Source organism: Neobacillus sp. PS3-34, assembly GCF_030915465.1.
GTDB lineage: Bacteria > Bacillota > Bacilli > Bacillales > Cytobacillaceae > Neobacillus_A.
Genome location: NZ_CP133267.1, coordinates 4,096,594 through 4,119,614 on the forward strand (window position 1 = coordinate 4,096,594; position 23,021 = coordinate 4,119,614).

Sequence of the window (23,021 nt, forward strand, 5' to 3'; positions counted from 1 at the left end):
ATGATTAAGAAAATCCTCAAATCCATTTTTAAAGAAACGATTAAAAAGAGACATTATAGCTCTAGCAGTGCATGGAAACATATGAAACATCATAAACACAGCCATCATGGGCATAACCATTATAAGAAAAAACATAAAAGCGGAAGTTTCTTTTCCAGTTTTTTCAGCAGCTGATGCAAATTTTTAGCAAAAAGCAGGCTGCAGTCCATGATTAAAAGATTGGTTCTTGCCATCTCAGACCTAGCTGAAAATGTCTTCACAGACTGGCCATCTGATTGATGGAAGATATAGAGTGTTAAAGCATTTAGGTGCAGGAAGCTATGGAAATAGCTACCAGGTCCTGGATAATGAAAACAATGTAACAAAGGTCCTGAAGGCTCTCCGTATTCATAAAAGAATCACTACCTCTGGACGTAAGGGCTTTGAAAAGGAAATAAAGTTTCTCACTCAAATTAAACATCCCGGATTTCCTGCTTTTTTTGAAAGTGGAAGCTATAAAAAAATACCCTACTTTACAATGGAATATATAGAAGGTAAAAATTTTGAACAATTAATTTTTGAAGATGAAAAAAAATATACTGAACATGAGGTTTTTAAAATTGTAAGGGAATTATTGAAACTGATCGAATATCTGCATGATAATCAAATCATTCATCGTGATATTCGTATTCCAAACGTGATTTATGATGGTGTCAATGTCAGAATGATTGATTTTGGTTTGGCTATAAAGAAGAAAAATTCTTACGAAATGAAAATTCATTCAAAAGTAAAGAAACAGGCAGATGTATCTTCTGATTTTTATGGACTTGGACATTTTATCCTTTTCCTGCTCTACTCCAACTGGAGTACGGAATCAGTTGTTGAGGAAAAAAGTTGGGAGGAAGAACTGGATATCTCAATGCATGGAAAACAAACGATAAGAAAGCTGCTCCAAATGGATACACCATATAAAAGCTGTGGGCAAATTCAAAGAGATATAGAGAAAATATTAGTTGAAAAAGGGAGGAATTGTAATGTCATTTTTAAATAAAGTTTTTGCAAGTGTTGGAATTGGGTCTGCTAACGTTGACACAAGGCTGAAAAGGGATACCTTTGTACCGGGAGATGTTATTGAAGGGCTCGTCGCAATCAAAGGGGGAAAAGTAGAACAGAACATTGATGATATATATTTATCTCTGAACACTACATATTTAAAGGAATCCAACGATAAAAAATACACTGTTTCTGCATGTATTGAACGTTTCCGGGTTTCTGAACCTTTTATAATCGCGGCAAACGAAGTAAAAGAAATTCCTTTCTCATTTAGACTTCCAGAGGATACACCAGTCACATTAGGAAGATCGAAAATTTGGCTGGCAACAGGTTTGGACATTAAAAATGCAGTAGATCCAACAGATACAGATTACTTGAAGGTATTACCTACGGATTTAATGACATCAGTATTCCAGGCGGTTCAGGACCTTGGATTCCGTTTAAGGGAAGCAGATTGTGAAGAAGCGCCGCACCGAATGAGAAGGCGTCTTCCTTTTGTACAGGAATTCGAGTTTGTTCCAGTTTCTGGCCAATTCAGAGGCAGGCTTGATGAATTGGAACTAGTATTTTTTCCTGGTGGAAATGGATTGACAGATATTGTTTTACAAGTTGACAGACGAGCAAGAGGACTTGGAGGTTTTCTAGCTGAGGCGTTAGAAAGGGACGAAACCAATGTAAGGCTCTCGGTGTCTTCTGCAGATATCCCTTACATCCGTCAAAAAATAGAGAATGTTATAGGTAAATATGCTTGATTACTATTTAGGGCCTTTGTAGGCTCTTTTTTTTGGCTATATATCGACAAAAATAGAAGAAATGCGAGAGAGGAATCGACAGAAATACTGTGTAAATATATAGGAAAAGCATTTAACAGCTTTCTGGAGGGATAAAAGTGATCAAATTACTCGCTAAAAAAACAGCCGCTTACTATGATGTGACCATTTTCCAGACTCCAAATTTTCGTCAGGATAAAGGATATAAAGTGGTATACCGCACTTCCATATTTGGACAGGGACATGAAGATTGCCTTGAGAAGACGTTTAAGCTGTTCAATGTTGCTGATTTGATGCCTAAAGACTATAGAGGGAGATTTTTATCTACCGGAGATATCCTCTTAATTGATCAAGGCATATTGGGCCAGTATTACTATCAGCTGAAACCTGAAGGTTGGAAAACGATAAACCGTATACACATTCGCTAAATAAAGATTAAAGTTGAGGAGGAGAAGAAATCAGATTTCTTCTCCTTTTGTAATTAAAGCTTGTTTTTTCTTCCTCCAGTAGCTGTGTTTTCCTTAGCATGAGCATTATGCTCAGCTTCGATTGCTTCTGGAGATATGTGGTTATTTTTCTTTGGCGAATTGATTCTGTTCCTATGCTTTTTTCCCATAATTTCTCCTCCTGCTGGTGCAAGTTGGTTAAATAAATATTCAGTATCACGAACAGTTTATGGTCGTTTAGCATTTAAAATCTCAAAAATGGTGAAGCTAAATTTAGCTTTTCCTAAAGTGAAAAATTCATGAACATTTCAGGAAAGGTTTTGCTCGAAACTGCGATGTGGTATAGTGGGAATGTTAAAGCTGATCGAGGACTAAAAGGCTTTAAAAGACAGGAGGATTTTACATGAGTATACATATCGGTGCTAAAGAAAATGAAATTGCTGAAACGGTTTTGCTGCCTGGCGATCCGCTTCGCGCAAAATATATTGCAGAAACTTTTTTGGAAAATGCAGTTTGCTACAATGAGGTCCGCAATATGTTCGGTTACACTGGAACATATAAAGGAAAAAGAATCTCAGTACAGGGTACTGGAATGGGGATTCCTTCCATTTCCATTTATGTGAACGAATTGATGCAAAGCTACAATGTACAAAACCTAATAAGAGTAGGAACATGTGGCGCGATCCAAAAAGACGTTAAAGTACGTGACGTAATTTTGGCGATGACCGCTTCTACTGATTCCCAAATGAATCGCCTAACCTTTAATGGCATTGATTATGCGCCAACTGCAGATTTTGATCTATTGAAAAAGGCTTATGACGCCGGGATTGAAAAGGGTCTAAATCTTAAAGTTGGTAACGTATTTACTGCAGATATGTTTTATAATGATAACGCTGACCACGAAAAATGGGCAAAATACCAAATCCTGGCTATTGAAATGGAAACAACGGCACTTTATACCCTTGCAGCAAAATATGGCCGGAAAGCACTTTCTGTATTAACTGTAAGTGACCATATCATTACAGGCGAAGAAACATCCGCTGAAGAAAGACAATTAACCTTTAATGACATGATCGAAGTATCTTTGGAAGCGGTAATTAAATAAAGAAAAAAAATCCTCCAGGTTTGGAGGATTTTTTGCTTTTAAATCCGCATTTTCCATTGTTGTTAAAATATAGAATATTTACTAATTGTTTTTGATTTTTAAGGCTAATTCAAATTTCATTCCGGGATAATAGTCACTAGATTCCTTATGTTTTTATGCTAAAATGGGTATATTGTCAAAAAATGAGCAAATAGGTGTGAAAAATGATGAAAAAACTCTTATTATTAATTGGCTGTTTCTCTCTATTGGCAGGATGCAGCAATATTGATCCTTATTTAAAGAAAATACCTTTCTTAAATAAAAGTGATTTTGCCCAGGAGAATGAAGCGAGTAAATATAAGGAAGACAAAACAGAGAAACCTTCTTCTGACAATACTGAAAAACCCACAAGTAACGACACAGATCAGCCTGTTTTGGAAGCAGCTTATTTTAATCAAATTAAACAGGTAAACGGAAAAAAGGTTATTCAAAACCCGGAAAATATAATCGCACTCGTTAATAAAAACTTTGCCCTTCCTGATGACTATATTCCAGCAGATTTGGTAAGGCCGAATGTCGATTTCCCATTCGGTGATCAAAAATTGGAAAAAAGCCTTCTCCGTAAAGAAGCGGCATCAGCGCTTGAAAAAATGTTCAGTAATGCTAAAGAATCAGGGATTGAATTGTACGCAGTATCTGGATACCGTTCCTATATTCGCCAAAAAGGATTATTTGATGCGGAAATAAACCATGTTGGCAAAGAAAAAGCAGAACAAGCTGTTGCGGTGCCTGGACAAAGTGAGCACCAGACGGGATTGGCTATGGATATTGCAGCGCGTTCCACAAATCTTAATTTGACTGAAGGCTTTGGCGAAACAACTGAAGGGCATTGGCTTGCTGAGAATGCTCATAAATTTGGATTCATCCTCCGGTATCCAAAAGGAAAAGAAGGGGTAACGGTCTATGAATACGAGCCGTGGCATTTCCGGTATGTAGGAGTAAAAGCCGCCACTGCTATTTATGAAAAAAAATGGACGCTGGAAGAATATTTCAATAAAGTGAAGAAAATTTAGAAAAAGAGGTCTAGCTTACTAGGCCTTTTTCACGTCTTAATATTGTCTAATCTAATTTTAATGAACTTTTCTTTGCTAATTTTCCAGCAAAGATGTTATTCTAATCATTATTAAGTGTTTTAAATAGATTTGATGGTTAATGAAAGTGGTGAAGGCTTTGGACGAACAAAATGAACATGGACAAGAAATACCCGAAAAAAAATCAGCTTTTATTAGAATGAAGAAGTTCCATTTTTTTATCCTGCTTTTTTTGTTAGTGGTTTTAACAGCTGGAATTACAACCTTCGCAATGGCAAACGGAAAAGAAAATGTGGTTTCCGTTGGAAACGGGCGTTCGGAATTTAACAAGCTGTATACAGCTTTTGATACTTTGCAAAATGGCTATTATCAAAAATTAGACCAAAAAAAGCTGGTAAATGGCGCCATAAACGGAATGGTTGAATCTTTGGATGACCCTTATTCCGATTATATGAATGATGAGGAATCTAAAGGATTCCATCATGCAATTTCTTCATCCTTTGAAGGAATCGGTGCTGAAATTCAGGAGAAGGATGGACATATCATTATTGTATCTCCGCTAAAAGGCTCGCCTGCAGAAAAAGCAGGACTTAAACCAAATGATATAGTGCTGTCAGTCAATGGAAAAAGCCTACAAGGAATGAGTTCTTCAAATGCAGTCATGCTGATTAGAGGAAAAAAAGGCACGAAGGTAGAGCTTTCGATACAGCGTCCTGGGACTGAAGGAACAACTAAAGTGCCCATCATTCGTGATGAAATACCAATTCAAACAGTTTATGGTGAAATGGTTGGAAACGGGGTTGCTAAAGTTCAAATTACCAGTTTTTCCACAAACACTTCGAAAGAACTTGTAGAACAATTAAACAAGCTTCAAAAGCAGGGAATGAAGGGACTTGTTCTTGACCTTCGACAGAATCCAGGAGGGTTATTGGATCAGGCAGTCAATATTTCCAGTTTATTTGTTCCTAAAGGAAAGACTTTATTTAAGGTAGAAGACCGTAATGGAAAAGTTAAGGTATATGGATCTCAAAATGAAGGAAATCCAGATTTGCCATTAGTTGTATTAATTGATAAAGGCAGTGCAAGCGCATCTGAAATTACTGCTGCCGCAGTAAAAGAATCAGCGGGTGTTCCACTAATCGGTGAAAAGTCCTTCGGAAAAGGAACTGTTCAAACTGCTCAGGACTTTCCTGATGGATCTAACTTGAAATTCACTATGGCTAAATGGCTGACCCCAAATGGAAGCTGGATTCATAAAAAAGGAATTAAACCGGACTATCCAGTTGCCCTTCCTGAATATGCTAATCTGTCAGTTATCGATCCTGAAAAGGGATTACAGCTATCCACTTCATCGAACGATGTGAAAACTGCCCAGAAAATGCTTAAAGCTATAGGTTACAACCCTGGAAGAGAAGACGGATTTTTTGACGAAAACACAAAAGCTGCTGTTATTAAATTCCAGAAGGATAATAAACTCGAACCAAATGGAGTTTTAACAGGCAACTCTTCCATAAAGCTAATGGATTTAGTAAGAATAAAAATACAAAAGAATGATACACAGTTAAATAAAGCTGTTGAAGTATTAAAGAAGCGAATGAAATAATAAACTAAAGCCCGGTTACCTTCATTGGTGAGCGGGCTTTTATTTGAAGTAGAATTGCTGTAGATTAAATGTTTGTATGGAAGTGAAAAATCATTTAAAATGAGTGCTTAGATAGGGCACGCGATCGAAATATGCATTATTTATTGTATTAACCCGATACTAACATTGGTTCCCAAGCAAATAATGCCGGATGAGGTGATAATATGGAGCAAATCATTCAATTCGACAATCAGCTGATGGAGAAAATTTTGATATTGGAAGAGGAGTGTCAAAAGCTGAGCGAACAGTTTAAACTCCAATTTCAAACTGAGTTTCAGCAAGGACAGAGTCTCTCGATTGATGTGGTAAGATTGCGAAAAGGAAAAGAAGCGAGCAGTGATGATTTGTTTGAAGAGGATTATGAATCTTTTATTGAAATTGGTCTGGAGCATGATGGTGAATATTTTCCAAATGGCTATATTCCTTTATGGAAATGCAAATGTGAATGGCTTCAAAAAACAGGCTATTTGACCTGCAGGGAGATCGATGATATCAAAAAAACACTCACAGCCTTATTGAATGAAATGGTAGAAGATTATGGCCAGGAAACGCCGTGAAAGGGATTAATATGGAAAAAACTGAAATTTATATATTATCAGGCTTCTTGGGGAGCGGCAAGACGACATTATTAAAAAGGCTTTTGCATGAAGAAAAAATTACTGGCAGAAAAGTAGCTGTAATGATGAACGAACTCGGAAAGGTTTCGATCGATTCGGATGTTGTGGAAGAAGATGTCGCATTGAAGGAATTGCTTGGAGGCTGCATTTGCTGCACGATTCAAGATAAATTAGAGGCGCAGCTTCAAGGCCTTCTCTCAATTGAAAAACCGGAAGTAATCTATATCGAGACTACCGGCGCTGCCCATCCAGTTGAGGTACTAGATGCTGTATTATCACCTTTATTTGCTGACCGTTTGGAGATTAAAGGGATTCTGACAACAGTTGATGCTGTAAGATGGCTTGAAAGAAAAACGCTTAGTCCTCAGCTTCAGCAGCTGCTTCTTGAACAGGTACGGCATGCTGATTATATCATCCTAAATAAAGCCGATGAATTGTCTGATTCTAAGCAGGCCTCGCTAACATTTGAAATTCAGGGCATTAACTCGAAGGCACCTTGTGTATTGACTTCACATTCAAAAGTATCAATACAATCAATCAAAAAGTTAACCCTATCACAGAATAGGCCTAAAAAGCATTCGGTTAGTCAAATGGACCTTCATTTATCTACCTTTGTTTACCAGTTTCATTCTTCCATCAAACAAGAAGAATTCGAAAACTTCCTTAGAAGTCTCCCTAACTCAATTTACCGTATTAAGGGGTATTTGAAGTTTGATTCTTCTGAATTACCATTTTTATTCCAGTTTTCCTATGGCATGCCTGTTTATATGAAAGAATTTATGAACATGCCTTTAAATCTAGTATTTATTGGTGAAAATATCAATTGGAAGATAATCGAAAAGCAGCTAGCTGATTTGGAAACCTCCTGACTTTACGAGAAAATTTGAAATTAGACATAACTCTAGGACTTTCCTGGAGTTTTTTTGATTTTAGATGGTCGTTCAATAAAATGATGTTAGATAAAATATTTTCATTTAGTAAAAATGGACCTTTTGTGCATGTCTGCCATTAATTGAGGTAACACTTTTTATAGAAGTATTTTTAATGGCGAAATCAGGTGAAAAAATGAAAAAAATTGCTTTCCAACTCCTGTTCATCATCCTGTTCCTATTAAATCAGGAAAACGTATACTCTGCAGGCAGGGTAAGTTTTCAAATTGAAATGCCCTCTTGGGAGGAAGCTAAAGAAATTCTGCCTAAATACACGAAATTCACGGTTATGGACGTAGAAACGGGGAAACAGTTTCGTGCACAGAGAAGGGCTGGGAGCAATCATGCCGACGTTCAGCCCTTGTCTGCTAAAGATACAAAAATAATGAAAAAGATTTATGGGGGAAAATGGAGCTGGAAAAGGCGAGCAGTAATTATTATTTATAAAGACCAATGGATTGCGGCTTCAATGCATGGAATGCCTCATGGAGCTGGTGCGCTGCAAAATAACTTCCCTGGCCACTTTTGCATACATTTTTTCGGCAGCACTACGCATAGGTCCAACTTTATGGACCTGTCACACCAATTAATGGTTTTAAAAGCGGCAGGAAGATTAAAGGAACATCTCTCAAATTCAAGTCCATATGAAATAATTAATGCCTACGTAGCAGGTATTAAGCAGCAGGATTTAAGAATTGTTTCTTTAACTTCACTCCAAAAAATGAAATGGAAATCTGTCTTTAACCAAATCGATAATATAAAGGTCTCCAGGATGCCGATGCTTCCCGCAGAAGATCTTGCAGATCAGATTAGTTTGGCCGTACCAATAGACATTGATATGCAGATTAAGGGCATTGGTGGAAGGACATTCAGCGGCGAAATCAATTTAATCAGGTTTTCTCCCAATGATATGTGGAAGGTCGATTCCGCTTTCCTGGAAGAGGTATTAAACTAAAAAACACCCCCCTAATGATTTAAGGGGGGTATCTTTTTATATTGGCTGTTCGCCAAATTTAATGAATGTCCTTTCATCTTCCACCAGTCCGCATGTCGCACATTGTACCTTTACTTCAGGGCCTCTGTATGGCAGATGAAAAGGATCAAGATCATTTTGGGTATACTGCTGAACTATTTCACCAGAATGCGGATCCATCTTGACGGACTGGGGTATCTGTTGAATTAGATTAAATCTGCTCCGATTGGTTTTGCAATTTGGGCAACGGTAGGGTGTAGACATATGAATCTCCTTTCAATGGATGATTTTTAATATCTTTTGCAATCATATGTGCAAATATGTAACATGTCTATATATTGGACGAAATTATATTAGAGGTGAAAATGGGAGATGGAAATAAAGGATTTTGATTTGCTTTTGACTGAATATCGGTCTATCTGGAATCATCGTTTACTGGAAAATGAAGGTGAGAGCAGTGAAGTTGTACTTAGAGAAGCGATAAAAAGAGAACTGCTTGATGAAAACTCACATCCGAGAATCAGAAGGAATAAGTATGAAAAATATTATTTAGCCATTAGAAGATTGATAAACTCAAGCCTTGAACCAGAAGGGAAATTAACATTAATACATCTGCATGATGAAATAATCGCATCTCTTGATTGATAGGCAATAAGATAGAATAGGGCAGAAATATCTGGTTAATTATGAAACAGTCTTGAAATATTAAAACAAAACTTTGCTTGATAAAATACTGTCAAGCCTATTTTTGTGAAAAAAGATGGATGGCCTCTAAAAAATTTCTTTTTTGGAGAACTATTCTTACTGTAGTATTGGTTGAAAAAAACTAGATTAATAGAGCAATTTTTAATTTATTTAATTAGAATGGGATTCCTTTATTTCTTAGTGAAATACATTTTCCATTTACATCCAAAATTATTACAAAAAACAAATGTTACTATTAGGGGGTCATAGTGAAACTTCAATCAACAGGGAGGAAAATGAATATGAAAAAGAGAGCGTTTTTTTCAGCAGCGGCCGCAGCAGCCCTATTAATGGCCAATCCTGTAGTAAATAAAGCAGCAGCAGCTTCCAATTACAGTGCTTCTGAGCAAGGTAAAGTCTATGTCTATCAAACTTCTAATTTTGATATTAATGAGATAAATAGTTACTTACAAAAATTCATGCAAGATCACGGGATCAATTGGGATATTACACAAACGGGACAAAATGCTCCGCCATCTCATCCAGTACAGCAGACAAATAAGCCAGCGGGTGTGCAAAAACCAGCTCCCGCACCAGTTCAGAAACCAACTGTTCAGAAATCAGTGAATACACCGCAACAAAAGCCTGCAGCCTCTGCTTACCAGCTGAGTGCATTTGAGCAAAAGGTTGTAGAACTTACTAATCAGGAGCGTGCCAAAAATGGTGTGCCTCCATTAAAAATTGATTCAAAATTAAGCAAAATGGCAAGAGATAAATCACGTGATATGCAAACAAGCCATTATTTTGACCACACAAGCCCGACTTATGGGTCTCCCTTTGGTATGATGAAGAAGTACGGGATTACTTATAATTATGCAGGAGAAAACATTGCAATGGGCCAGCGCAGCCCGGAAGAAGTTGTTAATGCCTGGATGAATAGTGAAGGGCACCGTAAAAATATCTTAAATTCAAATTATAATTATATTGGAGTTGGATATGTTGCGGAAGGCAACTACTGGACTCAGGAGTTTATTGGAAAATAATACATGAAATAAGGACAGCGATTTTGCGCTGTCCTCTTTTTATTCTTCCTCTTTTTTGGAACGAAAGTTTACTTTTGCTTTACCTTCTGTTCCCTCATTTGAGTCTTTATCCTTCTGTTGAGCCTGCAATTTCTGCTTCAATTTCTCACTGGCTGCTTTTGAGATATCTCCTTCATAACTGGTTCCGATGTTCAATCTGCCTGATAATTCTTTTATTCCCAGCTGTCCGAAGTTATTTGCGTAATCTAATTTTTCAATAATGATTTTGTCTACTTGAATAAGCTCGATATTAATGGAAGGGCCTGTTCGGTTTCAGGGGGATGTTCTTTGGTTTGGGCTGCAGAAGGATTACAATCCTCTGAAGCCTTTCCCCTTAAAAGAGCTTCCACCATTGATACCTTTTTTTCAAGTTCCAGGAGCTTATTAAAAACATTTTGATTGGAGGTGGAGGAGCGAAAAAAGAAGCGCATAGATGCCCCTATTCTGGTGATAGGTCACCAAATGAGATTGGAATGTCCTCCATTTCCTCTCGGTCAATGGGAACAACCATTGTAAAAATTCCGTCAATTAATTCAGATTGGATATGATCGATCATAATAGGGTAAGGGAGGTTTATTTTCTTGGTAAATTTTCTGTTGGCCTTTCTTTTAAAAAGTATTTCTGGTTTTGAACCAACGTTTTAAATTCACCACTGATTGTCAAAATTTGCTGATGAATCGAAATCTGGATTTCCTCCTTTTTAAATCCCGGCAATTCAGCTGCCAGTACGAGATAGCCGTCCTTCTCAAATAAATCGCATTGGGGAAGCATTTCCTGGCTGTTGAAGCCATGTGTAGCTGTAGTCCTATTTATTGGGGCAGCGGTATTTTTTTCATCAAACACTGTTTTCCAAAAGCTGTCGGATTGATATTGCTGGGCCAACTCAAGCCACTTATTTAATTTATCCATGTCCATAATAAACCACCCTTTTAAGATGATTAGCTAATCTATCTTATTTTAAAATCTAAAAAAAATGCAAAAAAAATTGATGTTTACAAAATTTCTGTTACATCAATTTCAGAAAATTGCATATCGATATTTTTGGGTATTCTCACCTCTAGTGTACCATCCTTATAATTAGCAGAAGAGCCTTTCTTCCTCACGATTGCCGGAAGAGTAATAGTGTTTTTATCTCCCATTTCAGGTATATGCTCAATGATCAGCTGGTTTGATGTGTGATAAAGACGCATTTGTTTAATCCATTCCTCATTCTTGATTGGTATCCTGACAAAGACATAATCATGTGTTTCAAAAGACGATGAATTTAATTCTCCAGAGCTGTGCTGCTGTTGCTGGAGGGGGAAGATTGAAATCCAGAAAACATTTCCTGAGGATTCATCATTCCGTTCATATTGCCAGGAAGCATTTTTCCAAGCATATTCTGTACATAATTATCAATTTCTTCCGGCTTCATTTGCTGCATCATATTTTTCATGTCTTTATTAAAAGGGAATATATTCCACGGGAACATTTATTATTACTCCTTTCATCTATCTAAATTAAAATTGGTTTGAGATAGGTGCAGATGGGTTTGCGATTTGATCCTGATCACTTATATCAAAGTCACCAACACCATTTGCAGAACAAGAACCGGTAGGTGAGAAATCACCAAACGCCATATTTGTCCCTACCCATTTTGAGTTGGCCGTATGGCTGTTATGGACAGCAGGACCTAAAGAGATATTTGCATTATTATTTATTGCGTTTGTTTTAATATTGAAAATGTTTATTTGAAAAGGCATTGGTTTCCTCAATCCTTTTTACATTTGATTTGAGTGGACATTTGCAGGGTTTGCGATATCTCCCATATCATTAACATCCGGATCAATAAATACATTCTCCATCGCAGCACTTGGTGGCGCATAATCTCCGTAGGATGCATTTGGCCCTGAGATTTTGTATTTGCGGTAGGAGCGTTATGAAGAGCTTCGCCAATGTTAATGGATCCATTATTGGAGACATTGTTAATTTTCAGGCTGAAGATATTGATGACAGTCTGCATCTCTTCACATCCTTTTTCATTTATACACCATCCTATGCAGATTTCAGCCCATCCGTTATTAAAACTTAAGGTGCACATTTAAAGGAGAGATGGGCATATAAGGGACTCTTATATTTGCAAATTGGGCAGAATCTTTTTTACTATAGTAATATGGAATTTTGAATTTAAATTAGATGATGTGAGGTCATACTACGTGAATGGAAAAACAGCTATGATAACGGGTGGAGCATCTGGAATAGGAAGAAATACAGCATTTAGTCTAGCGGAAAAAGGCTTTTCACTCGCTTTAAACTATCGAAACAGTGAGCGGGAAGCAAATTCACTGGCGAATGAACTGACTGATAAATTCGGTACCACAAATCTTGTCTTTAAGGGAGATGTGGCTAATAAAGATGATTGTGAAAGAATGGTTTGTGAAGTTTTAGGCAGTTTTTCTAGGATAGATGTATTGATTCATAATGCAGGACCATATATTTACGAACGAAAAAAAATGGCTGATTATAGCTTTAAAGAATGGAATTATATAATCAATGGAAATTTGTCAGCAGTCTTTTATTTAACGAAACTTCTCCTCCCAGGAATGAGGAATAATAAATGGGGCCGCATTATCACGATGGGCTATGACCGAGCGGAAAACGCTCCTGGCTGGATATACCGGTCGGCGTTTGCAGCAGCCAAAACCGGGCTCGCATCCCTCACAAGAACAATTGCACTCGAAGAAGCAGAGAATGGGATTACAGCTAATATGGTGTGTCCTGGTGACATTGTAAAGGAGTGGAAGGAGAAGGGGATTAAAGAAGCAAAGGAATCCAATGTGGAAAACTCTCCTGTTGGCAGGCCTGGTACAGGAGAGGATGTTTCCAGGGTGATTACGTTTTTGACAGAAAAAGAATCAGATTTTATCACTGGAAGTGTCATCCCCGTTACCGGAGGGTCCGATGTATTAGGTAAAATTTTCAGAATTGATGATTCCTTTTAGCTTTCAGTCTCAAGTTATGTCTATTCAATTATGGGCAGAGATGATAAAATGAAAAAAATTCCTTTTTGAAAATAGATAGGTGAAGCATGGAAGAATACCGACAGTTTGTCAAGCGATTACTAATTAATTATATAATGTGTTCCCTTTTAGCTGTTTTCGGCATTGGAGGCATTCCGATGTTAATTAGCTTAAATTTAGACCATCGGGATGTTTTATTTTTAATGATCATATTAGGTTGTTCTTTACTGGTCATGTTTGTGGTGGAAGGATTTTATTTTTGGCATCATTTAAGGCCCATTAAGAGGGCTTTTACAAGCAATTTTAAAAATAAGGATATCAATGAGGCCGCTTTTACACGGCTGTTTCGCTTTCCTGAATTAACTGCCAGAAGAATTATGCTCCCACACCTCTGGGGATTCAGTCTGCCAGCTATTTTCCTTTCTTTATGGCTAATCCATGCTAAATTGTTAACCTTTCCTTTTTCCTATGTTTTTTATGCGATGTTAGCTTCTGTTATTGTCGCTTTGATGCATGCATTAATTGAGTATTTTTTAACTGTTAGAACCATTCAACCTGCCATTGAATACATGAATGGAAAAATACTTGGTGAAAGCGAAGTATTCCTTCACAACAGAAGAGTCAGAGTGACAATTAAATCAAAATTAGGGGTAGCCATTGTCCTTATCGGTGTGTTCCCTGTTGTTTTGTTTTTATTGGCAGCACAGGTGAAAATTCAGCAAATGACTGGCATCAGCACACTGGTTTTCTGGAAATGGGCAGGAATCGTCTTATTAATTACTGTCTTTTATTCGCTTCTTATCTCAAGAATTATGGCAAAAGATATTGAAAAACCGATACTTCAACTTCAAAAGATGATGAAGGAAGTTGAAAGCCGAAATTATTTGCTAAAAGAAAATGTATATACTGATGAATTTTCTGACTTGTTCAATGGTTTTAATCGAATGATTTTTGAAATCAAAAAACATAACGAGAAAAATGAAAAGATGCTTGAAAGCTTTTTGATGGTTCTTTCTGCTGCTTTGGATGCAAGGGATCCATATACTTCAGGACATTCTGTCCGTGTAGCTGATTATTCCAGACAAATTGGATTAGCCTTGTGCCTGCAAAAGGAATCGATTGATCTTTTATATAAAACTGCCCTATTGCATGACATTGGTAAAATCGGTGTTCCAGATCGTATCTTGCTTAAAGAAGGGCGCTTATCTGATGAAGAATTCAGCCTAATAAAAGCACATCCTGCAATAGGAGAAAATATTCTAAAACAAGTCTATCCAATTAGTGAAATCGCTGAATTTCTTCCAGGTGTCCGATCCCATCATGAGAGGATGGATGGCAAGGGATATCCGGATGCCCTTTCGGGGGAGAAGATTCCCTTATTTGGCAGGATTATAGCGGTTGCAGATGCCTATGATGCCATGACTTCGGATAGACCATACCGTAAAGGCATGCAGGCAGAAAAAGCATTAAACATCCTTAATGATGGACGGGGCACACAATGGGATACCCATATTGTGGACAAATTTATTGGTGTAGTGATAGAACCGAAAATAAATGAAAATGCTTCCTAGCTCAAGACAGCCTTCCAAAACTTGGAGGGCTGTTTTTTTTAGGCATTAAACAATTTGTATCATATGAATGAATGCTGCACTTTGAAAGAAACTAATAAGCAAAAGTTTGCTAGGAGGGTGAAAGATGAAAAGGAAATTGCAAATTTTACTGATGGTTTTTGTATTTGTGGGCTCCCCTGGATTTTCTATAGTTAATAATCATTATGGATTAAAAGTCATTCATGTCTCTGCAGAAAATAGAGTATTGAACAAAGCGTATAAAAAGCCAAAAAATATTATTTTTCTAATCGGTGATGGAATGGGAATAGGACAGATGGAAATTGCCCGGTTGTTCGAGTATGGAAAGGAAGGGAGACTGTTTATGCAGACACTTCCCCATTTAGGCCTCGTACAGACTTATTCTGCAAATAACTTTGTGACAGACTCTGCTGCGGGAGCAACAGCTTTGGCGACTGGCCACAAAACGAATAATGGGATGATTGGGGTTACTCCTGATGGCAAGGAAGCCAAAAGTATCCTTGATTTATTTAAAGAACACGGTAAAAAGGTAGGGGTCATATCTACTAATACGGTTACTGATGCAACACCTGCAGCATTTACAGCAAGTGTCAACAATCGCTGGTCAGGTCAAGCAGAAATTGCAAGACAGCAATTGGAAAACCAAATTGATGTCATCCTCGGAGGCGGCGCATCAATGTTTAAACCTGAAAATCAGAATGGCATAGACCTTATTGACCAATTTAAGCAAAAGGGATACACATATGTTACGGATCGAGGACAATTACAAAATGTAAAAGGAGAAAAAATTCTTGGTTTGTTCCATCCTTCATATATGACATTCAAACAAGACCGCGATGAATTACGCAGCAATGAGCCAGACCTCAAACTGATGGCACAGAAAGCGATTGAAACACTTTCAATAGGGAATAAAGGGTTTTTTGTCATGATTGAAGGAGCAAGAATTGACCATGCCGCACATTCCGCGGATATTCCAGGAATTTGGAAGGAAATGATGGAATTCGATCAAACGGTTGAATACGCTGTAAAATGGGCAGAGAAACAAGGAGATACATTGGTTGTAGTAGCAGCAGATCATGAGACAATGGGGATTTCGGCACCAGAACCGTTAAACGTTGAAGCCTATAAAAAAATAAAGGTAAGTCCGGAATACATGGCTGCACAATTGGTTTATGATCAAGGATCTCAGCAATATACAATTGAAAGTATAAGGGATGTCTTTTATCGATTTGCAGGGATATCGTTAAGCGATAGTGAAGCACAAAAATTAAACACCCGTCTTAAGTCAAACTCAGGTAAGGTTTATGCTTCAAAGCAAACTGCATGGGAAATTGGAAGCCTTATCGCAGAATATATGAATGCAGGGATCCTTGATCGAAAGGTAAGGGCGCAAAGCCCCACAGGAGGGCACACTGCAAACATGATCCCTATTTTCTCATTCGGCCAGGAGCCAAACGGTTTGAAGGAGTAATTAATAATACTGATATTCCAAAAAACATGGCTGACCTATTGGGCTATCATTTTTAATATTTAACTGGAATGTACTGGACCTCTCCAACATAAAGTGTAGGGACAAGCAAATCAGGAGGGGAAAATACATGGCATTTAAGGGGTCTAAGGGCTGGTACGTTCAGGAACTTAAAAAATTAGGGATTAACAAGCATCCCATTGATCAAAGGAAAATAGAACTATATAAAACCTACCTTGTCCGCAATTTATATTTAGAAAAGGTAAAATTGCAAAGAAAACATAACAATATTATGTAAATAGTAAAAAATTCAGGATGCTTCCTGAATTTTTTTCTTTTTAAGATAATTAAATTTTAAGAACAATTCGAAAAGGCGTGATTAAAAACTTATGAATAGCAGATAATAAAAATAAAATTAATGGAAGGGGCAGGACGATGAGCTTTAATACTAACAGGATTAATCCAAATCAAACCCAGATATTCTTTGAAGATGCCGGCTTTGAAACCCTTACAAATGAGGAATTAGAGGATTTAATGCTGCAGATGGGCATTAACGAGAAGGATGACATGATAGGACAAAACATATTACAGTAAATGATAAGATTTATTTTGATTAAAAAAGACTAAACCGAAAATACGATTTAGTCTTTTTTATTTAAATATTTAATGAATTATGCCTCGAGAAGCTGGGATTCATCTGAATCGTCTGAGACTGTTCTCATCATATAAAGTGTATAAAGATCTTTTGGAATTTCATACAGATCATAAACATCCGCTGCTGAATTAAGCTGTTCATAGACAGTCTTCCTTGAATCATTTGCTTTAATGACATATGGAAGTTTTTCCGCAGCTTTAATAGAACGAATATTTACCTTACGGATGCGCATAAATACTGTTTCAATTCCAATTTCATAAAAAAGTTCATCGAAAAATGCTTCTTTAGCAGGGCTGTTATAGCCTTTTCCATGGAAAGGCTTACCAAGCCAGGTTCCAAGAAAGCCCGCATTATTTTCAATGTCATAAAGGTTGATCGTCCCAATTGGAGCGCCCCACTCATCAAGAATCGTGCGTGAAATTAATTCACCGCGATCTTCTGCCTCGATGGTCTGTTTCGTCATAAAAAGAAATTCTTCGTATGAATCCGCTTTTTGGCGCACAAAAGGGAAGACATCAGGGTGCGTCATCAAATCATATAATGCATGGCATTCATGAAGATCACGTTTTTTGATCATCTTAAACCCTCCAATTCGAGCAGTCCGATTCCATGTCAAAAGAAGCGGCCCACCCTCGAAATTTTTTGTGAAGTTGCTAAAAAATTCCGGGGTGGGAATCGAACCCACTAGAACCAGATAACCTGGTGGCGCACCATTTGCCTTCCCTATTCGTTTTGTTTACAGCCTGTAATTCTGGAACACCTTCTTGTATTTGATGAGCAATAGCATCGCTGAAATGCTCTATTAATAGAAGTTCACTAAAATTATATTACAAAAAAAAATGTAAAAAAGAAATAGTTTTTTTGTTTATTTGTTGTAAAATTTAATGCCAAATTTCAACATATTTCTACGCGTCCGTAAATACCATCTGTCCGCCAATCATGGTCCATTTCGGTTTGGCTAAATAATGAAATGGATGGTGGCTCCATAAAACCAAATCGGCTTCTTTTCCTACATCAATACTACCGAGTTTGTCGTCTATTTGTAAATTTCTAGCAGGCAAAATGGTCATTCCTTCAAGCGCCTTTTGCTCTGATAAACCTTCACGTACCGCGATAGCAGCCGCTATATTCAAATATTGAATCGGGGTATAAGGATGGTCCGTTGTAATAGATACTTCTACTCCGTATTTAGTAAGCTCCTGGTAAGTCTTCCATGTCTTGTTTTTTAGCTCAACCTTCGACCTTCGAGTAAGAGTCGGCGTACAGAAACCTTTAAATTCAATTCAGAGAGTTCTTCTGCAATTAAGTGTCCTTCCGTACAATGTTCAATTCTTAAGTCTAAATTAAATTCCTCTGCAAACCTTACGGCAGTGATAATATCATCTGCCCGGTGAGCATGTATCCTGACAGGAATTTCCCTCTTTAAAGCCTTTATTATAGGAGCAACCCTCAAATCCTCTGGATTATCAGCATGGAGTGCATGATAAAAGGCCTCACGAAGCATGCCCATTATCCCCATTCTGGTAACGGATGCATTGTTTCCATTGCTGTGAATTCTTTTCGGATTTTCACCAAGGGCGATTTTGAGTCCTGCGGTTTCTTTAACGGTCATCTTTTTAATGTTTTTGCCAAATGTCTTTATGACAGATGTTGTACCGCCTATGACATTCGCGCTTCCTGGCATAATGTGTACTGTTGTGATTCCGCTTTTTATAGCATCGGTAAAAGCAGGATCAAGCGGATAAGCGCCATCAATGGCCCTGATATGGGGAGTAAGGGCTTCAGCCGTTTCATTTGCATCATTTCCTGCCCACCCAGTTCCTTCATCATATAATCCCATATGAGTGTGTACATCTATTAATCCTGGCAAAAGATAAGAATTGCCACAATCGATGATCTTTACATCCGTATCTGTAACAATATTTTTGCCTATCTTGGAAATTTCCCCGTTTTCTATTAGTACTTCCCCATTTGTTATGGGGGAGGAAGTTATAGGGTATATAATCGCATTTTTTAAAAGTGTTTTAGTCATTTTGAAACCTTTCCCTTTAATTTGAAGTAATTAACTTTTTATTATTTTGTTGGAACTTGTCAATTCCTGCTGCAAATTCTGCCTGCAATGCAGTTGTTTTTGGATTAAAGTAAGCATTCTCATATATATTATCAATTTGTTTGAAGATTGGGAACAGATAATTCTGGAAAAGCGGTCTGTATAGAGGGGGTATGATGGTTCGGGATGCTTAAAAAAGAAACCTTTTTAGACCTTCTGATTTTCATGAATCCTTTTTTGTCTTGAAACGTATATAAATAGAAAAATTATATATGAAAATGGGGGATATATAGTGATTAAAAATGAGGAAAGACTCCTGGCTGCTGCGATATATGCAATCAGTTTTTTTGCACCGATTATCGGTCCACTCGTGATTTGGCTTTTAAAAAGAAATGACTCAGCTTTCATCGACTTTCACGGGAAAGAATATTTTAATTTTTTTATCTCTTATACAATATATTCTTTAATTAGCGGAATTTTAACCATTATTCTAATTGGAATTTTAGCTTTATGGATTATTGGGATTATGGCTGTGGTATTTACGTTGGTGGGAGCAGTAAAAGCTTATGAAGGGAAAGAATACCGAATTCCATTCATTATTCGTTTGATAAATTAAAAAAGTTCAGAACCAGGCAAAAAATTTTAGCCGGGTTCTGAACTTTTTTTAGACTTGTGCGTCACATTAATGAATTTACAGAGGGGGTAATAAAAATGGAACATCTTGCAAATTTTAACTGGGCGGTTTTAGCTCCGATATTCATTATTCAATTGATATTAATCATTGTGGCAGTGGTCGATTTAATTAGAATCGAAAGTACAAGAGGGCCAAAATGGCTTTGGGTGCTAATCATTCTGTTTGTTAATATAATTGGTCCTATTCTTTATTTTGTTATTGGAAGGAGAAACACTTAATGTCCCTGATTCAAATGAAAGGATTAAAAAAGAGCTTTCAAGGGACTGAAGTTATAAAAGGCGGATTTTTCTCTTGAAGCTGGCAAATGCATTGCGCTTCTCGGACCAAATGGTGCCGGGAAAACGACGACATTAAGAATGCTTTCAGGGCTTATGAATCCTACTTCGGGCACCATTACCTTTTCAGACGCGAAAAAGGGTGAGGATATCCGGCATTTAATCGGATATCTTCCTCAATACCCTGTTTTTTACGATTGGATGTCAGGGATGGAATTTCTTGTTTATGTAGGAAAACTTGCTGGTTTAAAGCAAAGGGAAGCAAATGCAAGAGCAAAAGAGCTTCTCCAGGTAGTAGGAATTGAGGATGCTAAGAATCGCAAAGTTGGAAAATACTCAGGCGGTATGAAGCAAAGGCTTGGAATCGCTCAGGCACTTATCCACAGGCCCAGCTTTTAATGCTCGACGAACCTGTGTCAGCACTTGATCCTTTTGGAAGAAGAGAAGTGTTGGAGCTGCTGGAGGGATTGAAGAAGGAAACGACTATCCTTTTTTCAACCCATATTCTAAATGATGCCGAGGAAGTGTGCGAGAAAATATTATTTCTTCATAACGGTATTATTGTAGAATCAGGAACCATGGATGAACTAAAGGAACGGCACAAGCAGGAAAGGATAGATTTATCTTTTAAAGGCAATGTTGAAGAATATGTTCAGATTCTAGAATGGCATCCTTCAGTCGAACATATCAGTAAAGAAGGCAGCGTGATTAGTGTATTTGTAAAAAATATTGAGGAAGCTAGGCATGCTTTACTTAACAATATTTATGAGGGGAATTGGCCGTTATTAAAATTCGAAATCAGCAGTATGACTCTTGAAGACATATTCATGAAGGTGGTGGGGAAATGAGTCAGTGGTCAGCACTTCTGCAAAAAGAAATTCTTGAAATGTGGCGCAATTTTAAATGGATATGGGTACCTATTACCTTTATTTTAATTGGAGTTAAAGAGCCACTATCAAGCTATTATATGCCCCAGATAATTGACGCGTTAGGCGGATTGCCTAAAGGGGCTGTCATAAAATTGCCTGAACCATCTGCAGCTGATGTGCTGATAAAAGGAGTAGGCCAGTACAACACAATAGGAGTATTAATTATTGTTTTAGCCACGATGGGTGTAATTGCAGCTGAGCGGAAAAGCGGAGTGGCAGCCATGATTCTTGTTAAACCTGTTTCGTATGCTTCATTTGTTACAGCCAAGTGGATGGGAAGTTTTTTGCTAATGCTATTATCCTTCTTTTTGGGCTATTTAGCGACATGGTATTATACAGGAATTTTATTTGAGTGGATTCCATTTAATGATTTTTTCGGGTCATTCCTGCTTTATGGAAGCTGGATGATGTTGATCATTACAATAACAGTATTTTTTAGTTCATTATTTTTAGTTCCAGGTACGGCAGGATTTACTTCACTGGCCTTTGTGGTACTTCTCAGTTTAATCAGCAGCGCACTTTCAAAGTGGCTGAAGTGGAGCCCTTCCCAGCTGGCCGACTATGGGAACCATCTTATTTCCGGGGCATCAATCCCTGAAGGAACATGGCCCTCCCTCATGATAACAGGTCTCTCCATCATCTTCTTATTAGTGTTAAGCATTGCCGTATTTAGAAAAAAAGAACTTGCTTTGTAAAAATGCTTTTTAGTTTATCTGCAGAAATAACTGGTCTATAATTGGCAATGAGAAAAAGAGAAGCCCATATTGAGAGGAAGAAAAAATATGTTTGAACAAACCGGCTTGGTTTTAGAAGGAGGGGGCATGCGCGGCGTTTATACAGCTGGTGTGCTGGAATACTTCCTGGAACATGATATCTTTTTCCCATATGTGATCGGAGTTTCTGCGGGGGCATGCAATGCAGCGTCCTATTTATCACGCCAAAAGGGAAGAAATAAAACAGTTACAGTCGAATATGTCTCAGATCCACGATATTTATCATGGAAAAACTACTTTAAAAACAGGCAATTTTTTGGCATGGATTTTATATTTGACGAGATTCCAAGTAAACTGGTTCCTTATAATTATGATGCATTTCATGGCAGTTCTACAGAATTCGTGGTCGGGACAACCGATTGTGAAACAGGTGAGCCAGTCTTTTTTGGGAGAAAGGATTACGGAAAAGATTTGTTGACCGTGCTGCGGGCTTCAAGCTCATTGCCATTTATCGCTCCAGAAATACGATTTAAGAATAGAATTTTGCTTGACGGCGGTATTAGTGACCCAATTCCTCTCAAAAAAGCAAAGGAAGATGGATATCAAAAAAACATTGTAATCCTGACAAGAAATGAAGGGTATATAAAAAAACCGTCGAAGTTCCACTTCCTTGTAAACAAAAAATATCCAATGTATAAGGGACTACAGTCAGCCTTAAAAGAGCGCTACAAGGTTTATAATGACACCATGGCCAAGCTCGAAAGGGAGAAGGATGAAGGGAATGTTTTTATTATCCGGCCTTCAAACCCTTTGAAGGTTGGCAGAATGGAAAGAAATCCGGCAAAACTGGAAGAACTTTATAACCAGGGCTATGCGGATGCGAAAAAATCAATGGCCTCTTTGCAGGAATGGATAAACAATTGAATGATCAGGTATGATAGCAGAATAAGCAATAATAGTTGCCTAAAAGGACAATCCATCAATTGGATTGTCCTTTTGTATTTTTCCAGGTAACAATCGTTTTCTCTATCATTATTTTATCAGGAGATTAATAGACTAAAATAAGAGGGAAGGATAAGGAGTTTTCAAAATGAAGATTTATGACTATTATAAGGATTCAGCAAATATAACATTAAATGGCGGAATAGCATCGCTTGTTCCAGCAATATTCATTATTGTTTTTAATCTTTTATTTTTAAAGCAACGGATGATTATGGCTTTCTGTCTCCCATTTTTGGCATACAGTTTTTTTTGCTATCAACTTTACTACTATAAAACAAAAGATTCTCTCTTGATATT

33 protein-coding genes and 1 pseudogene are annotated in these 23,021 nt (G+C 37.4%); 24 read left to right on the forward strand and 10 right to left on the reverse strand.

Features of this window, described 5'->3' with window-relative positions; genetic code table 11:
• From RCG23_RS21435 to RCG23_RS21450, 4 genes are all read left to right on the forward strand, one after another.
• Window positions 1–174 carry a hypothetical protein gene (locus tag RCG23_RS21435; RefSeq protein WP_308177301.1) on the forward strand — a complete coding sequence of 58 codons (174 nt, stop codon included), beginning with the start codon at window positions 1–3 and terminating at the stop codon, window positions 172–174.
• A 118-nt stretch (window positions 175–292) separates the two neighbouring features.
• Window positions 293–1,030: a serine/threonine protein kinase gene (locus RCG23_RS21440; protein ID WP_308177302.1), complete on the forward strand. Its 738-nt coding sequence runs from the start codon at window positions 293–295 to the stop codon at window positions 1,028–1,030.
• A complete protein-coding gene (locus RCG23_RS21445) occupies window positions 1,014–1,784 on the forward strand; it encodes a sporulation protein (protein WP_308177303.1) in 771 nt (256 codons plus the stop codon). The genes RCG23_RS21440 and RCG23_RS21445 overlap by 17 nt, the downstream gene beginning before the upstream one ends.
• Before the next feature lie 137 nt (window positions 1,785–1,921).
• Window positions 1,922–2,230 carry a YodL domain-containing protein gene (locus RCG23_RS21450; RefSeq protein ID WP_308177304.1) on the forward strand — a complete coding sequence of 103 codons (309 nt, stop codon included), beginning with the start codon at window positions 1,922–1,924 and terminating at the stop codon, window positions 2,228–2,230.
• 53 nt (window positions 2,231–2,283) lie between these two features.
• Here RCG23_RS21450 and RCG23_RS21455 read toward each other — a convergent pair whose 3' ends face one another.
• Window positions 2,284–2,418, reverse strand: coding sequence for a hypothetical protein (locus RCG23_RS21455; RefSeq protein WP_308177305.1), 135 nt, complete (start codon window positions 2,416–2,418; stop codon window positions 2,284–2,286).
• Between the two features lie 233 nt (window positions 2,419–2,651).
• On the opposite strand from RCG23_RS21455, the gene deoD reads away from it, so the two are divergent.
• The 6 genes from deoD to RCG23_RS21485 all read left to right on the forward strand — a co-directional run bounded on the left by deoD (window position 2,652) and on the right by RCG23_RS21485 (window position 8,566).
• The gene (deoD, locus tag RCG23_RS21460) at window positions 2,652–3,353 is read left to right on the forward strand and encodes a purine-nucleoside phosphorylase (RefSeq protein ID WP_308177306.1); all 702 of its coding nucleotides are present in this window, start codon (window positions 2,652–2,654) and stop codon (window positions 3,351–3,353) included.
• A 206-nt stretch (window positions 3,354–3,559) separates the two neighbouring features.
• Entirely contained in the window at window positions 3,560–4,405 is an 846-nt protein-coding gene (locus RCG23_RS21465; protein ID WP_308180132.1) for a M15 family metallopeptidase, read from the forward strand.
• A 139-nt stretch (window positions 4,406–4,544) separates the two neighbouring features.
• Complete coding sequence (locus tag RCG23_RS21470) at window positions 4,545–6,026, forward strand: lmo1851 family serine protease (RefSeq protein ID WP_308177307.1); 1,482 nt, start codon at window positions 4,545–4,547, stop codon at window positions 6,024–6,026.
• A 203-nt stretch (window positions 6,027–6,229) separates the two neighbouring features.
• On the forward strand, window positions 6,230–6,622 hold the full coding sequence (locus tag RCG23_RS21475) for a hypothetical protein (protein WP_308177308.1): 393 nt from the start codon (window positions 6,230–6,232) through the stop codon (window positions 6,620–6,622).
• 11 nt (window positions 6,623–6,633) lie between these two features.
• Window positions 6,634–7,551, forward strand: a complete 918-nt coding sequence (locus RCG23_RS21480) for a CobW family GTP-binding protein (RefSeq protein WP_308177309.1) — start codon at window positions 6,634–6,636, stop codon at window positions 7,549–7,551.
• Window positions 7,552–7,726: 175 nt separating this feature from the next.
• Entirely contained in the window at window positions 7,727–8,566 is an 840-nt protein-coding gene (locus RCG23_RS21485; protein ID WP_308177310.1) for a hypothetical protein, read from the forward strand.
• A 36-nt stretch (window positions 8,567–8,602) separates the two neighbouring features.
• On the opposite strand, the gene RCG23_RS21490 is transcribed toward RCG23_RS21485, so the two are convergent.
• Window positions 8,603–8,848 (reverse strand): DNA alkylation repair protein, encoded by a 246-nt coding sequence (locus tag RCG23_RS21490; protein WP_308177311.1) that lies wholly within the window; start codon window positions 8,846–8,848, stop codon window positions 8,603–8,605.
• Between the two features lie 108 nt (window positions 8,849–8,956).
• Here RCG23_RS21490 and RCG23_RS21495 point away from each other — a divergent pair, with 108 nt between their 5' ends.
• Window positions 8,957–9,229 carry a hypothetical protein gene (locus RCG23_RS21495; RefSeq protein WP_308177312.1) on the forward strand — a complete coding sequence of 91 codons (273 nt, stop codon included), beginning with the start codon at window positions 8,957–8,959 and terminating at the stop codon, window positions 9,227–9,229.
• 341 nt (window positions 9,230–9,570) lie between these two features.
• The gene (locus RCG23_RS21500) at window positions 9,571–10,311 is read left to right on the forward strand and encodes a CAP domain-containing protein (RefSeq protein WP_308180133.1); all 741 of its coding nucleotides are present in this window, start codon (window positions 9,571–9,573) and stop codon (window positions 10,309–10,311) included.
• Window positions 10,312–10,350: 39 nt separating this feature from the next.
• Here RCG23_RS21500 and RCG23_RS21505 read toward each other — a convergent pair whose 3' ends face one another.
• The 6 genes from RCG23_RS21505 to RCG23_RS21530 form a co-directional block, all read right to left on the reverse strand.
• On the reverse strand, window positions 10,351–10,506 hold the full coding sequence (locus RCG23_RS21505; protein WP_308177313.1) for a hypothetical protein: 156 nt from the start codon (window positions 10,504–10,506) through the stop codon (window positions 10,351–10,353).
• Window positions 10,507–10,923: 417 nt separating this feature from the next.
• Window positions 10,924–11,265, reverse strand: a complete 342-nt coding sequence (locus RCG23_RS21510; protein WP_308177314.1) for an Hsp20/alpha crystallin family protein — start codon at window positions 11,263–11,265, stop codon at window positions 10,924–10,926.
• A gap of 77 nt (window positions 11,266–11,342) precedes the next feature.
• A complete protein-coding gene (locus RCG23_RS21515) occupies window positions 11,343–11,540 on the reverse strand; it encodes an Hsp20/alpha crystallin family protein (protein ID WP_308177315.1) in 198 nt (65 codons plus the stop codon).
• A gap of 74 nt (window positions 11,541–11,614) precedes the next feature.
• The gene (locus tag RCG23_RS21520) at window positions 11,615–11,821 is read right to left on the reverse strand and encodes a hypothetical protein (RefSeq protein WP_308177316.1); all 207 of its coding nucleotides are present in this window, start codon (window positions 11,819–11,821) and stop codon (window positions 11,615–11,617) included.
• Between the two features lie 28 nt (window positions 11,822–11,849).
• Window positions 11,850–12,092, reverse strand: a complete 243-nt coding sequence (locus RCG23_RS21525; protein ID WP_308177317.1) for a spore germination protein — start codon at window positions 12,090–12,092, stop codon at window positions 11,850–11,852.
• Window positions 12,093–12,100: 8 nt separating this feature from the next.
• Window positions 12,101–12,340, reverse strand: a complete 240-nt coding sequence (locus tag RCG23_RS21530; protein ID WP_374049865.1) for a spore germination protein — start codon at window positions 12,338–12,340, stop codon at window positions 12,101–12,103.
• Here RCG23_RS21530 and RCG23_RS21535 point away from each other — a divergent pair.
• From RCG23_RS21535 to RCG23_RS21560, 6 genes are all read left to right on the forward strand, one after another.
• On the forward strand, window positions 12,269–12,421 hold the full coding sequence (locus RCG23_RS21535) for a hypothetical protein (protein WP_308180185.1): 153 nt from the start codon (window positions 12,269–12,271) through the stop codon (window positions 12,419–12,421). The two genes, RCG23_RS21530 and RCG23_RS21535, sit on opposite strands and share 72 nt — an antisense overlap.
• A 124-nt stretch (window positions 12,422–12,545) precedes the next feature.
• Complete coding sequence (locus RCG23_RS21540; RefSeq protein ID WP_308177318.1) at window positions 12,546–13,331, forward strand: SDR family oxidoreductase; 786 nt, start codon at window positions 12,546–12,548, stop codon at window positions 13,329–13,331.
• Between the two features lie 176 nt (window positions 13,332–13,507).
• Window positions 13,508–14,920: an HD-GYP domain-containing protein gene (locus RCG23_RS21545; RefSeq protein WP_308177319.1), complete on the forward strand. Its 1,413-nt coding sequence runs from the start codon at window positions 13,508–13,510 to the stop codon at window positions 14,918–14,920.
• A 124-nt stretch (window positions 14,921–15,044) separates the two neighbouring features.
• On the forward strand, window positions 15,045–16,409 hold the full coding sequence (locus RCG23_RS21550) for an alkaline phosphatase (protein ID WP_308177320.1): 1,365 nt from the start codon (window positions 15,045–15,047) through the stop codon (window positions 16,407–16,409).
• A gap of 127 nt (window positions 16,410–16,536) precedes the next feature.
• Entirely contained in the window at window positions 16,537–16,704 is a 168-nt protein-coding gene (locus RCG23_RS21555) for a YflJ family protein (protein ID WP_308177321.1), read from the forward strand.
• Between the two features lie 137 nt (window positions 16,705–16,841).
• The gene (locus tag RCG23_RS21560) at window positions 16,842–17,000 is read left to right on the forward strand and encodes a hypothetical protein (RefSeq protein WP_308177322.1); all 159 of its coding nucleotides are present in this window, start codon (window positions 16,842–16,844) and stop codon (window positions 16,998–17,000) included.
• Window positions 17,001–17,077: 77 nt separating this feature from the next.
• Here RCG23_RS21560 and RCG23_RS21565 read toward each other — a convergent pair whose 3' ends face one another.
• Together RCG23_RS21565 and RCG23_RS21570 are read right to left on the reverse strand one after the other, a co-directional pair.
• A complete protein-coding gene (locus RCG23_RS21565; protein WP_308177323.1) occupies window positions 17,078–17,638 on the reverse strand; it encodes a GNAT family N-acetyltransferase in 561 nt (186 codons plus the stop codon).
• Window positions 17,639–17,966: 328 nt separating this feature from the next.
• Window positions 17,967–19,093, reverse strand: a pseudogene (locus RCG23_RS21570) (amidohydrolase).
• Between the two features lie 310 nt (window positions 19,094–19,403).
• Here RCG23_RS21570 and RCG23_RS21575 point away from each other — a divergent pair.
• From RCG23_RS21575 to RCG23_RS21600, 6 genes are all read left to right on the forward strand, one after another.
• Window positions 19,404–19,727, forward strand: coding sequence for a DUF4870 domain-containing protein (locus RCG23_RS21575; RefSeq protein ID WP_308177324.1), 324 nt, complete (start codon window positions 19,404–19,406; stop codon window positions 19,725–19,727).
• A gap of 95 nt (window positions 19,728–19,822) precedes the next feature.
• The gene (locus RCG23_RS21580) at window positions 19,823–20,023 is read left to right on the forward strand and encodes a PLD nuclease N-terminal domain-containing protein (protein ID WP_308177325.1); all 201 of its coding nucleotides are present in this window, start codon (window positions 19,823–19,825) and stop codon (window positions 20,021–20,023) included.
• Window positions 20,024–20,113: 90 nt separating this feature from the next.
• Entirely contained in the window at window positions 20,114–20,479 is a 366-nt protein-coding gene (locus RCG23_RS21585) for an ABC transporter ATP-binding protein (RefSeq protein ID WP_308180134.1), read from the forward strand.
• Complete coding sequence (locus RCG23_RS21590) at window positions 20,479–20,928, forward strand: ATP-binding protein DrrA1-3 family domain-containing protein (RefSeq protein WP_308177326.1); 450 nt, start codon at window positions 20,479–20,481, stop codon at window positions 20,926–20,928. Before RCG23_RS21585 ends, RCG23_RS21590 begins: the two co-directional genes overlap by 1 nt.
• The gene (locus RCG23_RS21595; RefSeq protein WP_308177327.1) at window positions 20,925–21,704 is read left to right on the forward strand and encodes an ABC transporter permease; all 780 of its coding nucleotides are present in this window, start codon (window positions 20,925–20,927) and stop codon (window positions 21,702–21,704) included. Before RCG23_RS21590 ends, RCG23_RS21595 begins: the two co-directional genes overlap by 4 nt.
• Window positions 21,705–21,791: 87 nt before the next feature.
• Entirely contained in the window at window positions 21,792–22,646 is an 855-nt protein-coding gene (locus tag RCG23_RS21600; protein ID WP_308177328.1) for a patatin-like phospholipase family protein, read from the forward strand.
• Window positions 22,647–23,021 lie beyond the last annotated feature (375 nt).

Bases quoted from the DNA above. Each gene is read 5' to 3' on its own strand.
- RCG23_RS21435 (WP_308177301.1), top strand. From the start codon at position 1: ATGATTAAGAAAATCCTCAAATCCATTTTTAAAGAAACGATTAAAAAG.
- RCG23_RS21445 (WP_308177303.1), top strand. From the start codon at position 1,014: ATGTCATTTTTAAATAAAGTTTTTGCAAGTGTTGGAATTGGGTCTGCT.
- RCG23_RS21455 (WP_308177305.1), bottom strand. From the start codon at position 2,418: ATGGGAAAAAAGCATAGGAACAGAATCAATTCGCCAAAGAAAAATAAC.
- deoD (WP_308177306.1), top strand. From the start codon at position 2,652: ATGAGTATACATATCGGTGCTAAAGAAAATGAAATTGCTGAAACGGTT.
- RCG23_RS21465 (WP_308180132.1), top strand. From the start codon at position 3,560: ATGAAAAAACTCTTATTATTAATTGGCTGTTTCTCTCTATTGGCAGGA.
- RCG23_RS21470 (WP_308177307.1), top strand. From the start codon at position 4,545: ATGAAAGTGGTGAAGGCTTTGGACGAACAAAATGAACATGGACAAGAA.
- RCG23_RS21475 (WP_308177308.1), top strand. From the start codon at position 6,230: ATGGAGCAAATCATTCAATTCGACAATCAGCTGATGGAGAAAATTTTG.
- RCG23_RS21480 (WP_308177309.1), top strand. From the start codon at position 6,634: ATGGAAAAAACTGAAATTTATATATTATCAGGCTTCTTGGGGAGCGGC.
- RCG23_RS21485 (WP_308177310.1), top strand. From the start codon at position 7,727: ATGGCGAAATCAGGTGAAAAAATGAAAAAAATTGCTTTCCAACTCCTG.
- RCG23_RS21490 (WP_308177311.1), bottom strand. From the start codon at position 8,848: ATGTCTACACCCTACCGTTGCCCAAATTGCAAAACCAATCGGAGCAGA.
- RCG23_RS21495 (WP_308177312.1), top strand. From the start codon at position 8,957: ATGGAAATAAAGGATTTTGATTTGCTTTTGACTGAATATCGGTCTATC.
- RCG23_RS21500 (WP_308180133.1), top strand. From the start codon at position 9,571: ATGAAAAAGAGAGCGTTTTTTTCAGCAGCGGCCGCAGCAGCCCTATTA.
- RCG23_RS21510 (WP_308177314.1), bottom strand. From the start codon at position 11,265: ATGGACATGGATAAATTAAATAAGTGGCTTGAGTTGGCCCAGCAATAT.
- RCG23_RS21515 (WP_308177315.1), bottom strand. From the start codon at position 11,540: ATGCGTCTTTATCACACATCAAACCAGCTGATCATTGAGCATATACCT.
- RCG23_RS21520 (WP_308177316.1), bottom strand. From the start codon at position 11,821: ATGTTCCCGTGGAATATATTCCCTTTTAATAAAGACATGAAAAATATG.
- RCG23_RS21525 (WP_308177317.1), bottom strand. From the start codon at position 12,092: ATGCCTTTTCAAATAAACATTTTCAATATTAAAACAAACGCAATAAAT.
- RCG23_RS21535 (WP_308180185.1), top strand. From the start codon at position 12,269: ATGAAGAGCTTCGCCAATGTTAATGGATCCATTATTGGAGACATTGTT.
- RCG23_RS21545 (WP_308177319.1), top strand. From the start codon at position 13,508: ATGTTAATTAGCTTAAATTTAGACCATCGGGATGTTTTATTTTTAATG.
- RCG23_RS21550 (WP_308177320.1), top strand. From the start codon at position 15,045: ATGAAAAGGAAATTGCAAATTTTACTGATGGTTTTTGTATTTGTGGGC.
- RCG23_RS21555 (WP_308177321.1), top strand. From the start codon at position 16,537: ATGGCATTTAAGGGGTCTAAGGGCTGGTACGTTCAGGAACTTAAAAAA.
- RCG23_RS21560 (WP_308177322.1), top strand. From the start codon at position 16,842: ATGAGCTTTAATACTAACAGGATTAATCCAAATCAAACCCAGATATTC.
- RCG23_RS21565 (WP_308177323.1), bottom strand. From the start codon at position 17,638: ATGATCAAAAAACGTGATCTTCATGAATGCCATGCATTATATGATTTG.
- RCG23_RS21580 (WP_308177325.1), top strand. From the start codon at position 19,823: ATGGAACATCTTGCAAATTTTAACTGGGCGGTTTTAGCTCCGATATTC.
- RCG23_RS21590 (WP_308177326.1), top strand. From the start codon at position 20,479: ATGCTCGACGAACCTGTGTCAGCACTTGATCCTTTTGGAAGAAGAGAA.
- RCG23_RS21595 (WP_308177327.1), top strand. From the start codon at position 20,925: ATGAGTCAGTGGTCAGCACTTCTGCAAAAAGAAATTCTTGAAATGTGG.
- RCG23_RS21600 (WP_308177328.1), top strand. From the start codon at position 21,792: ATGTTTGAACAAACCGGCTTGGTTTTAGAAGGAGGGGGCATGCGCGGC.